Source organism: Rhodanobacter sp. C03, assembly GCF_002001175.1.
GTDB lineage: Bacteria > Pseudomonadota > Gammaproteobacteria > Xanthomonadales > Rhodanobacteraceae > Rhodanobacter.
Genome location: NZ_MUNT01000001.1, coordinates 149,493 through 162,803 on the forward strand (window position 1 = coordinate 149,493; position 13,311 = coordinate 162,803).

At 65.5% G+C, this 13,311-nt stretch carries 12 protein-coding genes; 2 read left to right on the forward strand and 10 right to left on the reverse strand.

Going from position 1 to position 13,311, the window contains the following annotated elements:
- Positions 1-10: 10 nt before the first annotated feature.
- Positions 11-1,606: a 2-isopropylmalate synthase gene (locus B0E48_RS00590; protein WP_077515524.1), complete on the reverse strand. Its 1,596-nt coding sequence runs from the start codon at positions 1,604-1,606 to the stop codon at positions 11-13.
- On the opposite strand from B0E48_RS00590, the gene B0E48_RS17405 reads away from it, so the two are divergent.
- Positions 1,579-2,010 (forward strand): hypothetical protein, encoded by a 432-nt coding sequence (locus tag B0E48_RS17405; protein ID WP_139350108.1) that lies wholly within the window; start codon positions 1,579-1,581, stop codon positions 2,008-2,010. The genes B0E48_RS00590 and B0E48_RS17405 overlap by 28 nt on opposite strands.
- 104 nt (positions 2,011-2,114) lie before the next feature.
- Here the strand turns inward: B0E48_RS17405 and thrC are convergent, their stop codons facing one another.
- The 3 genes from thrC to B0E48_RS00605 all read right to left on the reverse strand — a co-directional run bounded on the left by thrC (position 2,115) and on the right by B0E48_RS00605 (position 5,705).
- A complete protein-coding gene (gene thrC, locus B0E48_RS00595) occupies positions 2,115-3,434 on the reverse strand; it encodes a threonine synthase (protein WP_077515525.1) in 1,320 nt (439 codons plus the stop codon).
- A gap of 118 nt (positions 3,435-3,552) precedes the next feature.
- Positions 3,553-4,521, reverse strand: coding sequence for a homoserine kinase (locus tag B0E48_RS00600; RefSeq protein ID WP_254423868.1), 969 nt, complete (start codon positions 4,519-4,521; stop codon positions 3,553-3,555).
- A gap of 23 nt (positions 4,522-4,544) precedes the next feature.
- On the reverse strand, positions 4,545-5,705 hold the full coding sequence (locus B0E48_RS00605) for a homoserine dehydrogenase (protein WP_077515527.1): 1,161 nt from the start codon (positions 5,703-5,705) through the stop codon (positions 4,545-4,547).
- A gap of 378 nt (positions 5,706-6,083) precedes the next feature.
- Here B0E48_RS00605 and B0E48_RS00610 point away from each other — a divergent pair, with 378 nt between their 5' ends.
- Positions 6,084-8,057, forward strand: a complete 1,974-nt coding sequence (locus B0E48_RS00610; protein WP_168170266.1) for a TIR domain-containing protein — start codon at positions 6,084-6,086, stop codon at positions 8,055-8,057.
- Here the strand turns inward: B0E48_RS00610 and B0E48_RS00615 are convergent.
- From B0E48_RS00615 to B0E48_RS00640, 6 genes are all read right to left on the reverse strand, one after another.
- Positions 8,035-8,718 (reverse strand): class I SAM-dependent methyltransferase, encoded by a 684-nt coding sequence (locus B0E48_RS00615; RefSeq protein WP_217317775.1) that lies wholly within the window; start codon positions 8,716-8,718, stop codon positions 8,035-8,037. The genes B0E48_RS00610 and B0E48_RS00615 overlap by 23 nt on opposite strands.
- A gap of 49 nt (positions 8,719-8,767) precedes the next feature.
- Complete coding sequence (locus tag B0E48_RS00620) at positions 8,768-9,940, reverse strand: YncE family protein (RefSeq protein ID WP_077515529.1); 1,173 nt, start codon at positions 9,938-9,940, stop codon at positions 8,768-8,770.
- Between the two features lie 44 nt (positions 9,941-9,984).
- On the reverse strand, positions 9,985-10,803 hold the full coding sequence (locus B0E48_RS00625) for a creatininase family protein (RefSeq protein ID WP_254423797.1): 819 nt from the start codon (positions 10,801-10,803) through the stop codon (positions 9,985-9,987).
- Between the two features lie 271 nt (positions 10,804-11,074).
- On the reverse strand, positions 11,075-11,602 hold the full coding sequence (locus B0E48_RS00630) for a nuclear transport factor 2 family protein (RefSeq protein ID WP_077516806.1): 528 nt from the start codon (positions 11,600-11,602) through the stop codon (positions 11,075-11,077).
- 114 nt (positions 11,603-11,716) lie between these two features.
- Positions 11,717-12,550: a pirin family protein gene (locus B0E48_RS00635; protein WP_077515530.1), complete on the reverse strand. Its 834-nt coding sequence runs from the start codon at positions 12,548-12,550 to the stop codon at positions 11,717-11,719.
- Positions 12,551-12,613: 63 nt separating this feature from the next.
- Positions 12,614-13,252, reverse strand: coding sequence for a hydrolase (locus tag B0E48_RS00640; RefSeq protein WP_077515531.1), 639 nt, complete (start codon positions 13,250-13,252; stop codon positions 12,614-12,616).
- Positions 13,253-13,311: the final 59 nt, after the last annotated feature.

The following is a 13,311-nucleotide window of genomic DNA, read 5'->3' on the forward strand; positions in this document are numbered from 1 at the left end:
CCTCGGCTGATTACAGATTGGCGACGGCGACCGGCGGCGTGGCCGGTGTCTGTCGCTCGATGCGGTTGACGATGGCCAGCGCGGCCAGCGCGGTGGCCTCGACGATGTCAGTGCTGATGCCGTGGCCGCGCCATTCGCGCGCGGCGTGGCGGGCGGTGAGTTGGGCCTGGCCCTGCGCGTCCCCGCCTTCGCTGACTGCGCGTACCTGGAAATCGGTCAGCTGCAGGTCACTGCCAGTGGCGCGTTCGATCGCACGCAGCACGGCATCGACCGGGCCATCGCCGATCGCCGCTTCGCCGGCTTCGCGGCCGTCGTCATGGCGCAGCTTCACCGAAGCCGAGGCGCTGCCGCCCAGATGCGTGCTGGTGTTCAGTTGCACCAGCCGCCATGGGCCGGCGGCGTCCGGATCCAGGCCCAGCGCGATCGCTTCCAGATCCTCGTCGTGCACTTCGCGCTTCTTGTCGGCCAGTGTCTTGAAGCGCGCGAAGATTGCATCCAGTGCCGCGTCATCCGGCGTGTGGCCCAGGGTTTCCAGGCGCTGACGCAAGGCGGCGCGGCCGGAGTGCTTGCCCATGACCAGCTTCGTCTCGGCGATGCCGACGTCCTGCGGACGCATGATCTCGTAGGTGCCGCGGTGCTTGAGCATGCCGTGCTGATGGATGCCCGACTCGTGCGCGAACGCGTTGTCGCCCACGATCGCCTTGTTGCGCGGCACCGCCTGCCCGGTCAGCTGGGTCAGCAGGCGCGAGGTGGGATACAGCCGGCGCGTGTCGATGCGGGTGCCGACGCCGAAGTGCGGTGCACGCACCTTCAGCGCCATCACGATCTCCTCCAGCGCGGCGTTGCCGGCGCGCTCGCCGATGCCGTTGATCGTGCATTCCACCTGGCGCGCACCGGCGCTCACCGCCGCCAGGCTGTTCGCCACCGCCATGCCCAGGTCGTCATGGCAATGGCTGGAGAAGATCACCTTGTCGGCATCGCGCACATGCCGGCGCAGGTAGGTGAACAGTTCGACAATTTCGGACGGCGTGGTGTAGCCCACGGTGTCCGGCGCATTCAGCGTGGTGGCGCCGGCGGCGACGGCGGCGCTGAACACCTCGGCGAGGAACTCGGGTTCGGTGCGCAATGCGTCTTCGGCAGAGAACTCCACTTCGTGGCACAAGTCGCGTGCACGTTCGACGGCTGCGACCGCGGCATCGACCACCTGCGCCTTGCTCATGCCCAGCTTGTGTTCGCGGTGCAGCGGACTGGTCGACAGGAACACATGGATGCGTGCGTGTCGCGCCTGTTCCAGTGCGCGCGCGGCGCTGTCGATGTCGCCGCTCTGGCAGCGTGCCAGTGCGCACACCGTGGTGGTCTTCAGCGTGCGTGCGATCTCGGCCACCGCGGCAAAATCATCCGGCGAGGCCTGCGGGAAGCCAGCTTCCAGCACATCGACGCCGAGCGCCTCAAGCGCTTGTGCGATGCGCAATTTCGTACGCCGATCCATCGAGAAGCCGGGCGCCTGCTCGCCGTCGCGCAAGGTGGTGTCGAAGATGCGCACGCGATCGGCGGCAGCGTGGACGCTGCCGGATGTTGATGCTGCTACGTCTGATTCGGGGTTCATCGCTGGCTCCGTGGATGCGAGCCGAGGGCAACAAAAAACCCCGCGCCGTTGCCGGTGCGGGGTTCTTTGGGAGTCTTCAGGTTACTTTCTATCTACCTGGACACATGCCCTCAGCCCGCACCTCCGTTGGTAATAAGGAGTACGAGTACAAGGGCAAGAAGGAGCGTGCCGCGAAGCTGCAGCAGGCCGGCAACCGTCGGGAGACGGTTGGTTTCGGCGGTGCGGCAGGGGTTGTTGCGTTGCGACATGTGACCGACCATACGCGAAGCCGAAATGGCACGTCAACAGTTTCCTTTGAAACTGATCGCTCGATCACAGCGATTGCGGTATGGATGGCTAGCCATCCATACGACAGAGAGGCTTATGCCTTGCGCGCGCGTGGCGCGCGCGAACATTCAGGGTAAGTGGTGATCGGTCGGCGCACATGGATAGAGCTGCAAAGCCTGCCGCAACTGACTTGGGACTGCCCGGCGACCGGTCATCGCGGCTCCGCATTCATCCTGTGCCATCAAGCTTGGGCGTGCTGCAGCAGCCATTGCCGCAATGCGTTTTCGTCGGCAGCCAGCGGCTCGGACGAGGCCGGGAGGGCCAGCATCGCCGCGAGTGACACGGGCACCGCAAGCGATTGCCCGATCAGCGGTTCGACCACGCTCTCGAACTTGGCCGGGTGCGCAGTGGCGACCACGGCCCACGGAGTTGTGTCGCCGCTCGCGCGCAGCCGATCGAGCAGATGCACGGCAGTGGCGGTGTGTGGGCAGAACACGTCGCCGTGGTCGTGTGCGTGGCTGGCGATGGTTTGCCGGATCGCCGCATCGTCGACACTGGCGGCCTGCAGTTGCTCACGTAAGGTGTGTTCATCCTGATAAGTCCATCGCAGCCGATCGAAGTTGCTCGGCGCACCCACGTCCATCGCATTCGCCAACGAGGCGACCGCTTCGCGCGGGGCGTAAGCGGCGCCGGAAAAATAGTCGGGCAGGGTGGCGTTTGCATTGCAGGCCAGCCGCACAGTGCCCACCGGCAGGCCGATCTCGCGCACCCACAGGCAGGCCAGCGCGTTGCCGAGGTTGCCGGTGGGCACGATGAAGTTCAGCGGTGTGCCGTGTTCGCGCCACCAGCCCAGCGCGGCGTGCGCGTAGTAGCTCATCTGCGGCAGTAGGCGGCCCAAGCTGATGCTGTTGGCCGATGACAGCGGCAGCTGCGCCTGCAGCGTGGCATCGCCGAGTGCCGCCTTGACCATGCGCTGGCAATCGTCGAAGCGGCCGGCCACGCGTAGCGCAGTAACGTTGTCGCCGAAGCAGCCGAGCTGGTGTGCTTGCCGAGGTGAGACCAGTCCGTCGGGATACAGGATCACCACGCGCACGTTCGGCTGGCGATGGAAAGCTGCAGCAACTGCCGCACCGGTATCGCCTGAAGTAGCGACCAGGATCGTCAGTGGTCGTGCATCGGTGCGCGGCAGCCGGCGCAAGCAGGCGGCGAGGAAGCGTGCGCCGAAATCCTTGAAGGCCGAGGTGGGGCCTTGGAACAGCTCCAGCATCATGGTATTCGGAAGCGCCGGCATTGCACGCAGCGGTGCGTCAAACGTGAACGCCTCCGCGCAGATCGCCGCCAATTCGTCGCCGAGCGGATCATCGGCGAAGAACGGCGCCAGCAAGGTTGTGGCGGTGTCGGCCAACGAGCCGTGCGGATCGAACGCAGCCGGATCGATTGACGGCAATGCCTCTGGCACATATAGGCCACCATCGGGCGCGAGTCCAGCGGCGATCGCCTGACTGATCGGCACGGTTGGACCGGCGCCGCGGGTGCTGTGATAGCGCACCGGTTCGCTCATGTGCGCCTCGAATGGCAGGCACCCGGTTGCAAGGGCCCTGTAGGAGCGGCTTCAGCCGCGACGGCCATGCGATGAGGCTGGGGCATGTCGCGACTGAAGTCGCTCCTACAGGGCGGCCTCACGATTGGGTCTCGTCGATGGAGGCGATCAGCGCGGCCGCCGGCCCATCGATCGGCGACACCCACGCATCGCTGTCCAGGCCGGCTTCGGCGAACGCAGCCTGCATCGCGACGGACGCGGCTTCGGCATCGGCGCGATTGTCGTACCAGCCGAACACGCTGGGGCCGGCGCCGGAGATGCTGGCGCCGAGTGCGTGATGCTCAAGCGCGGCCTGTTTCACCCGCGCGAAGTTCGGTATCAATGGCGCGCGGCGCGGCTCCACCAGCACGTCCTTCAGTCCTTCGCGCACCAGCGCCGCGTCGCCGCGATAGCAGCCGGCCAGCACCAGCGCGAGGTTCGAGCTTTGCGCGACGAACTCGCCGAGCTCGTAGTGGCCGGCCAGCGCGGCGCGCGCCTTGCGGGTCTCCAGCACCACATGCGGATGCACCAGCGCGCAATGCCACGCAGCCGGCACCTCGATGCGCAACAGGCGCTCGTGGGTGGCCAGCACCAGGCCGCCGAGCAGCATCGAACCGAGGTTGTCACCGTGGCGACTGCCGCTGGCCACTGCTTCGCCATCCAGCGCGAAGCCATACAGCGATTCACGCGGCAACGGCTGCACCAGCAATGCATTCGCGGCGACCAATGCAGCTACGCACGATGCAGCCGAGCCGCCCATGCCCGACCCCAGCGCGATGCCCTTGTGCAGCACCAGCTCGAAACCGTGCTGCAGGCCGAGCGCCTTGCGCAGCGCGAGCAGGGCGACGCCGGCGGTGTTCTGACGCGGATCGGTCGGCAGTTCGGTGACACAGCCGCGGATCGCCGCAATACGCACCACCGGCTCGTCGATGCGACGCACCTCGGCGCGATCGCCGGCGCCGGCCACGCTGTGGCCGAGCAGGTCGAAACCCACGCCGACGTTGCCGACACTGGCGGGGGCGAAGGCGCAGGCGACCTGCGGGAGTTTGGGGCGACGCGGTGAAGCCATGACGGGTTCCAGCAGTGAGGAGTTCATGCGCGCACCTCCAGCGAGTCGGCAATGCGCAGCAGATCGGTGAACACACCGGCGGCGGTCACTTCGGGACCGGCGCCGGGGCCTTGCACCGACAGCGGATTGTCGCAGTAACGGCGCGTGGTGAACTGCACGATGTTGTCGGTCAGCCGCGTATGCGCGAACGGATGCTTCGCCGGCAGCACGACCAGCTTGACACGGGCGCGGCCGTGGCGGTCCAGGCTGGCGACATAGCGCAGCACGCCGCCGGTGGCCCGCGCCTCGGCCAGCCGGGCGGACATTAATGGATCCAGTTCGTGCAGTTGCTGCATGCAGGCTTCGAGCGGCAAGGCTGCCAGGGCGGGCGGCACCAGACTTTCCACCACGACATCTTCCAGCGACAGCGGCCAGCCCGCTTCGCGCGCCAGGATCACCAGCTTGCGCGCCACATCGAGGCCGGACAGATCGTCGCGCGGATCGGGCTCGGTATAGCCCAGCGCATGCGCCTCGCGCACCAGTGCCGAGAACGGCTGTTGGCCATCATGGCGGTTGCACAGCCAGGCCAGCGTGCCGGAGAACATGCCCTCCACCGCGAGCAGTTCGTCGCCGGTATCGAGCAGGTCGCGCAGCGTCTGCACTACCGGCAGGCCGGCGCATACGGTGGCCTCGTAGCGGAAGCGCATGCCGTCGGCGCAGGCGGCACGGATCGCCTGCCAGCGTGACAGCGCGCCGCTGCCAGCCAGCTTGTTCGGCGTCACCACATGCAGCCCGGCGGCCAGCCAGTCGGCGTAGTGACCGGCGACGACCTCGCTGGCGCTGCAGTCGATCAGCAGCGCGTGGCGGCCATCACTGCCGCGTACGTGCGCGGCGAATTCGTCGAGGTTGCCCGGCCGCCAGATCTGCGCTCGCTCACCGTGATGGTCGCGGCCGGCATGGTTGAGTTCGGGATCGTCGCAGTCCAGCCACATCCGCCGGCTGGCAGCGATGCCGCACAGCTGCAGCTCCAGTCCGGTTTCGCGCATCAACCGTGGCTGGGCGGCACGCAATTGGGCGAGCAGCGCACTGCCGACGCGGCCAGGTCCGATCAGTCCAACCGCCAGCGCGCGTCGCCGCCGCGCAGTCGGCACGGCGAAGCCCAATGAGGGTGGCGGGGAGGCAAGTTGGGGTGCACAGACATTCACGATGACCTCCTATGAGGCCCGTGCTCGCTGGCGGATCGGCTTGTGCTGTGGGAGTGCGCCGGCCCGCCTCATCGAGGGCGGGGCCGTTGCGTAGTGAAGAACCTATTCGCGCACGGACACCCACCCCGACCGAGTCGTGGTGGTAGTCGTAATCGTGGTGGCGATGGAACGAGAGTTGACGCCCGCCGGCAACGGCAGATGCCCGGTGGAAACCGGGACAGCGTGCATGCGTGCTGGCGTGGAAAGCGGCGACATGGTTCCGACGTTAGCGCCGATGTTGCAGTGCGGTCAACCGATTCATTTGCAACCTTTGCGGCGGTTCGCGGATGCATTGGCCTGTTACGATGATTCGGGGCAACTGAGACTCAGGCCATCGGCGTGGCGGATATCTTTCTTAGCTACAAGCGAGAGGATCGCGCCCGGGCCGCCGTAATCGTCGCCGCGCTGCGCAAGAGCGGCCGGACGGTATGGTGGGATGAAGGCCTGACCCCGCGCCAGGCATGGGATACGACGATCGAACAGGAGATCGCGGCGGCGGCGAGCGTAATAGTCCTGTGGTCGCCGCGCTCGGTCACGTCCGAGTGGGTTCGCAGCGAAGCGCATTACGCGCAGGACCGTTCCAAGCTCGTGCCGGTCCTCATCGAACCGTGTACCGTCCCTTTGGCATTCATGCTGAAACAGTCCATCGACCTGTCGCACTGGCGCGGGTCGCCGAACGATCCGGCGTGGTGCAAGTTGATCGAATGGCTGGACACGCAGGGGCCTGCGACCGAGCCGCTGCCGCTGCACGACCGACGCGCTCGCCGGCTGCGCTGGCCGGGTCGAAAGATGCTGATCGTCGCCGCGTTCGCCATCGCCGCGTTGCTGGCCGCACTTTTCATCTATCGGTCGAAGGCCGATCACGGCGACGCGCCGAGCATCCGCGTCGCGGCATTCGATACGCTGCCCGGCGATCAGGCGGCGGCGTCCTTCTCGCAGGGCTTTGCCGCCGATCTCGCGCAAATCGTCACGTCCGGCGGCTCCAAGTTGCGGGTGCTCGATGGGACAACCGCCGGGGCTCCCGCCACGATCGCCGCCGATTTCACCTTGAACGGCAGCGTCCGCAGCGTGGCGGGCAAGCTGCATTCGACGCTGACGCTGAACTCGGCGGCGGATGGCGCGATCATCTGGTCGACCAACCTGACGCGGCCGATCGCCGAGGCCGACGCCATGCACCACGAGGCCGAGGTACGCATGGGCGCGGTGTTCGTTTGCGCGCTCGACGAGACTGCGCGCGACCGCTCGATCGTCAGCGTCGAGGCACTCAAGGTCTATCTGCAGGCTTGCGAAGCGCTGCCGAGCGGCGACGACCTGCAAACCCGCAAGCTGCTGCGTGACGTCACCCGACTGGCCCCCGATTTCGCGCAGGGCTGGGGCACGCTTGCCGAATGGAACGGCTTCATCGTCGGAGAAAGTGACGACGACGAGCCCGCCGCGCGCAAGGAAGCGCTGGATGCCGCGGCACGCGCGCTCGCGATCGATCCACGCAACTCGGCCGCCTGGGTGGCGCGCGGCATGACCAGGACGCAGATCGGCGAATGGTCGGCGGCGCAGGCCGACCTCACGCAGGCACTGACGCTCAATCCCGACGATCCGATCGGCAATTACTTCTACGCCTCTGGCCTCATCAACGTCGGCCGCACCAACGAAGCGCTCGACTATGCGATGCGCGCGGCCAATTCGGGACCACAATTCTGGCCCAAGACACTGCAGGTCATCATGACGCTGGCGAACCTCGATCGCATCGACGAGGCGCAGGCGATGCTTACTGCCGCCTTGAAGACCTGGCCCGACAACGACAATCTCAAAGATTTCGCGGGAACCTTGGCGGCGCGCTACGCCGACCCGACCAAGGCCGCCGCAACGCTCGACGATCCCGCGATCACGGCTGGGCTAGGTTCGGCGCACGTGCACCTGCTCCGGCTGGAGGCGGATGCCAGGGCGCATCCGTCGCCAGCCACAGTCGAGGCGGCGGCAGGTGCGATCAAGGCGCTTAATGCCGGCCCGGACGGTGCTTTCGGTGCGGCGCTCAACTTCATGGTGGTCGGTCGCATCGACGATGCCTATGCCAGCATCGGCGAGATGCGGACGCCTCTGCGCAACGCGCCTTACGTCGGAAACCCGTCGATTTTCTTTCGACCCTACGCTGTGAAGTTCCGCGCCGATCCACGCTTCATGGCGCTGGCGGCGAAGCTCGGCCTCGTCGCGATCTGGAAGGCGACGAAGTGGCCGGATTTCTGCACCGCGCGAGACGCGCCTTACGACTGCCGTGCCGTGGCGGCGAAGCTGGTCAATCGGCCGCCTGCGCCATGAAGATCACCGACGCGGGCCTCTGCATCTGCGGATGCAGCGGCTCACGCAGCTCCAGCAGGCGTAGGCCATGTTCCGGGAAAAGCCTGACCCAGCTTTCCAGCGTGCGGAAATACCAGGGCGCTGCGTCGCTGAAATCGGCACTGAAGCCGGCCCAGGAGCCTGCTCGCCAGCCATCCTGGTAAGGATGGTCGCCGCAGGCGGCGACCGGATGCAGGGTCTGCACCAGGAATGTGCCTTGTGGGTTGAGCAGCGAGCGGACGACGCCAAACAGCCCTGCAACGGATTCTTTGCCGAGCAAGGCGAAATTGCACACGACGGCATCGACCGACGCGTCGAGCTTGCCGGCACCGATGTCTTCATACGACATCACCCGAAAGTCAGCACCGCCAGCCAGCCGCGCCTGCTCGATCAGCGCGGGAATCGCATCGATCCCGATCACGTCGATGCCGAGGGCCGCCAGCGCGTGGGCCAGCCAACCCTCGCCGCAGCCGAGGTCGAGCACCGAGCGCGGCGAGCGGCTGAGGGTGGCCTCGATGATCGCCTGATCGGTGACCAGTCGCCGGCTCTCGATCTGCTGCTTGCGTACGGCGACGGTCCATGGCGCGGCATTCCTGCCCCAGGCATCGACGATCTTCGCATCGCTGAATGGATCGATGCTCATGCCATCTCTCACGAGGGCAGCGCGTGGGCGACGCTTGCCGGTCACCAGCTCAGCGCATGATCCCGGTGTGGCCCAGCGAATAACGGCCGGGCTGCGGCCAGACGGCCAGCCCATGCGGCTCCGCGCCGACCTTGATCGATCTGACCGCACCGGTGGTGGTGTCGAACGCATAGACGACATCATCGAAGCGACCGGACAGCCACAGCAGCTTGCCGTCGGCGCTGACGTTGCCCATGTCCGGGCTGCCGCCATGCGGAATCGGCCAGTTCGCGACGACCTTGCGCGTGGCGAAGTCGATCACCGACACGCTGCCATTGCCGTGGCGCTTGCCGTGAATCTGGTTGGTACCGCGATTGGCGACATACAGTTTCGTACCGTCGCGGCTCGGATACATCCCGTGGGTGCCGACACCGGTCGGAATGAAACCGATCCTGGTAAAGCTGTCGCCGTCGATCAGGTACACACCATTCGCCATCATGTCGGCGACGTAGAACACCTTGCCATCGGGCGAGACGCGGATGTCCTGCGGCATGCCCTTCTTGTCGAGCAAGAGGTAGCCCACCACTTGGCGCTTGACCATGTCGATCTTGGCCAGTTTGCCGCCAAATTCGCAGGTGAAGATCGCGTACCTGCCGTCGATCGAGAAATCGGCGTGATTGATGCCTTTGCACTCCGGCACCTGAAGGCTGTTGTGCAGCGCCATCGTATGCGCATCGCGGAAATCCAGCCGCGCGTGTGCTTCCGCCACCACGATCGCTTCCTTGCCGTCCGGGGTGAAGTACATGTTGTAGGGGTCGTCGACCGGGATGGCCTTGCCCGGCTTGCCCGTCTTCGTATTGATCGGGGTGAGGCTGCCGTCGTTTTTACCTTCGGCGTTGTTGGTCACCCACAGCGTCTGCAGATCCCATGACGGAACCACGTGCTGCGGGCTCTGGCCGACCGGGAAGGTGTCGACCACCTTGAACGTCGCCGGGTCGATCACGGATACGCTTTTCGAACGCAGGTTCGGCACATAGATCCGCGGCAACGCACCAGCCACGACGGGACTGAAGTGATTGACGCCAGCCTCGCTGTACATGTTGCTGGCATCCACGACCCGCGGCATGCCGGCGACTGTCGTGACCGACTGCGCGGCAACGGCCAAGGAGGCGCCACCGGCACCTGCCAGAGCGACGCCGACACACGCGGCGATCCGGAAAAAACGATGGGAACGTGTAGTCATGTCGATTTCGCTATCAAGGGATGGGGGAGGAGTCAGCCGTCGCATTATCGCCCAGCCGTGTCCTTCCTGAGCGCATCGACTGTTCGCGACACGATCGCGTCGATACCCAGCCGGCCGAGTTCGGCGCTGGAACGGCGCGGGTCGCCGCCGTAGACGCCGTCCGCCGGGCCGAGCTTCGCGCCGCTGTGTAGTCGATCAAGCCGGACCATCTGCGGCGCGACGGCAAGTTGCAGGGAAGTGTCGGCGAGCCCCGCATGGGTGCCGATCTCGTCATCGCGGTAGCCGTGCTGGCGCAGAATCTGCGCGTAGCCGTCCGAGCTGGTCGCGTAATATTCCGGCGGCACGAAGGCACGGGCCTTCGTACCTGCCCACGCCTTGTTGAGATGGGCTACCACCAGCGTGATGTCCTTCTGGTAACCGCCGTGGTCGCCCAGAAACACGATGTTCGTGAAGCCGTGCACTGCAAAACTGTTCGCCGCGGATTCCAGCGTTTTCTCGAACACGTCATCCGGAATGGTGATGGTGCCGGGAAAGCGCATATGTGATGTCGGCGGCGCGTAACTGCCTTCCGGCACATAGGCGATCACCGGCGCCACGAGCGCGTTGTCCAGCCCCTCGGCAATCTTTTGCGACAGCCACGCCACGCGCGCGTTGTGCTTGCCCAGTGCGACATCCGGACCGCTCTGCTCGGTCGCGCCGATCGGAATGATGATGGTGGTCTTGCCGGCCTGGATCTGGTCGCGCAGTTCCGTCCAGGTGAGGTCCTGCAGCAGCACGGTTTTCGGCGTCTGTGCCAACGCGGTTTGTGCGGCGAGGAGCAAAACGGTAACCGCGAAGATCAGTCGCACTGAATGACGCATCATGAAGGATTCTCGCAGGCAGGCATCGCAGGGCGCGGGCGGAAAGGGTGCCGATAGTTCAGCACATCATTGCCGGTTGCGTGTCGATAAACTACCTGCCGTGCGCACCCCGGTCAGCTGCTGTACTGGCTCTGCTGTATTTGCCGCAAGGTTTGCCATGGCTCATGGCGGCAAGAGCAGCTTGGTTCTGGAAATCACCGGGCGGTGCATGACCACTGCAGGTCGGAAAGGATCATGCCTGCCGTGGTCATGTCGATCATGCTGAAGCCAGAGGTCAACCTTCGCCTTGCACCGGATCAGTGTTGAACGTGTACAGCACGATCTTCCACACGCCGTCGACCTTGTTCAGCACGAAGACCTCGCGGTTGTAATCGATCACCTTCTTGCCGTTCTCGATGACCGCGGCACCGACGTGGTGATGTGTACGAACCACCGCGGCATCGCCATAGATATTGACCGCGTCGTACTCGAACACAGTGGAAAATTTCGCGATCTTGAACAGCGCGCCATAGCCATCGATCTTCTGCTGCCGCGTGGCGTAGGTGTGCTTCTCGTTCCATTCCGCCACGCTGTCCTTGGCGAACAGATCGACGATCGCCTTGGTGTCGCCCGCATTCAGCGCCGACTCGTATTGATGGACCACGGCATACACCGCGTGCTGCTCGGCGCTGACGGCGGGATCGCTCGAAACGGGGAACGGCGTGGTGGCAGCATCCTTCGCATGAAGCGCAGGGAGCACCCCCAGCGCGCCAGCCAGGACCAGTGCGGCAACTTTGGTGCGGAACAGATCGTGCCTTTTCATGGAGTTCTCCAGATGCCACGTGGTGAAGGAAAGGCGTCGTGCTGCGGACGCCTGGGCGAACTGCTGTTCTGTCTCTTTGAGTTGCGGCTGCATCAAGTCAGATCATATTGAACGTCAGAACGGCACGCCTTCGAGCCGCCCCATGCGACCGCTGAGAAAGTCACGCTTCGCCTGTTCGAGCCGCTCGGGCGTGTCCATCACGAACGGGCCGGAGAACAGCACGTCGCCCTGCACCGGTTGGCCGCCGAGCAAGGCGATTTCGACGGCTTCGTCACCATGTGCCGCAATGTGCACCTGGCTGCCGCTGCCCAGGATGCCCAGCGCGCCCGTAGTCAAACGGGTAGCGCCGACATCGACCTGGCCCTGCAGCACATAAATCCCCAGCTCGGGCGTGGGCTCGACGTCCAGTGCCATGCTCGCACCCGCATCGAGGTGCAGTCTGGCGAACACGGCGCCACCACTCAGCGCCATCGGGCCCTGCACACCGTTCACCTGCCCAGCGACGACATGCAGCCGTGAACCGGGACCGATCAGGTCAGGCATTTCGGCAGCGCGCAGCGAGGTATAGCTGGGCTCCACCTGCTTGAGTTCCGGCGGTAGGCTGATCCACAGCTGCAGACCGTGGCGGCCACCGGTCGGCTGTTCGGCGTGCAGCATGCCGCGTCCGGTGCGGATGAACTGCGCGTCGCCCGGTCCCAGCCGATCGCGGAAACCCATGCTGTCGCGATGCTCGACACCGCCGTCGAGCAGGTAGCTGACCACCTCGATGCCGGCGTGCGGATGCGGGCGGTCACCGATGCCGCGCTGGCTGCGGTGGCGGTAATGGTCGATGAAGACGAACGGGCCGAGCGCCGTGCGCTGCTCCTGCGGCAGTGCGCGGCGCAGGTGCATGTCGCCATCGTCGATGAGGTCATGCGCTGGAATGATCTGTGTGACGTTGCGATCCAAGCAGGTACTCCTTCAGAAGTGTATTCAACGGAGGTTTCGGTGCGACGTGCCGGAAAGCGCAGCTCAATCGCGATCGTAGGAAAGCTGGATGCCCATGGTGCCGCCGGTTTCGATGAACAGGTTCATGAAGGCCGGCACCGTATCGGTGCGTGCCCAGTCGCGCTGCAGTTCGCAGAACAGCTGGCCCACGCTGATCATCTTGCCGCCGGCCTGCTCGATCCGACGCAGCGCCATCTCGTGCGCGGCCAGCGAGGTGCCGCCTACCGCATCGGCCACCACATAGACTTCGTAGCCTTCCTTCAGCGCATCGAGTGCGGGAAAGGTCAGGCAGGCCTCGGTCCACAGCGCGGTCATGATCAGCTTCTTGCGGCCAGTCGCTTCCACCGCCTTGCGGAACTCGACGTCCTCCCACGAGTTGATCGTGCTGCGGTCGTAGGTGGGAATGCCGGCGAGCGCCTTGCGCAAGGGCGCGATCGGCGGCTTGTTCGCACCGCTCTTCACGTTCACCGTCGAATGCACGATCGGCAGGCCGTAGGCCACGGCCGCTTTCGCGGTGCCGACGATGTTGTTGATCAGCAGTTGCCGGTTCATCGAGTCGATCGAGTTGACCTGCACCGGCTGGTAGTCGATGACGATCAGGGCCGAGTTTTGTGGGGTCAGCAAATGATCCTTGACCGGATCACGGATGGGTTCGCTTGCCATGAGCTTTCTCCAAGGGGGGAGCGGAATGTGCTGATACGCAGCACGCGTGATGCTGGCGC

Coding starts and splice junctions, on each gene's coding strand:
- B0E48_RS17405 (WP_139350108.1), top strand. CDS start 1,579: ATGCTGCTACGTCTGATTCGGGGTTCATCGCTGGCTCCGTGGATGCGA.
- B0E48_RS00590 (WP_077515524.1), bottom strand. CDS start 1,606: ATGAACCCCGAATCAGACGTAGCAGCATCAACATCCGGCAGCGTCCAC.
- thrC (WP_077515525.1), bottom strand. CDS start 3,434: ATGAGCGAACCGGTGCGCTATCACAGCACCCGCGGCGCCGGTCCAACC.
- B0E48_RS00600 (WP_254423868.1), bottom strand. CDS start 4,521: ATGGCTTCACCGCGTCGCCCCAAACTCCCGCAGGTCGCCTGCGCCTTC.
- B0E48_RS00615 (WP_217317775.1), bottom strand. CDS start 8,718: ATGAGCATCGATCCATTCAGCGATGCGAAGATCGTCGATGCCTGGGGC.
- B0E48_RS00620 (WP_077515529.1), bottom strand. CDS start 9,940: ATGACTACACGTTCCCATCGTTTTTTCCGGATCGCCGCGTGTGTCGGC.
- B0E48_RS00625 (WP_254423797.1), bottom strand. CDS start 10,803: ATGATGCGTCATTCAGTGCGACTGATCTTCGCGGTTACCGTTTTGCTC.
- B0E48_RS00630 (WP_077516806.1), bottom strand. CDS start 11,602: ATGAAAAGGCACGATCTGTTCCGCACCAAAGTTGCCGCACTGGTCCTG.
- B0E48_RS00640 (WP_077515531.1), bottom strand. CDS start 13,252: ATGGCAAGCGAACCCATCCGTGATCCGGTCAAGGATCATTTGCTGACC.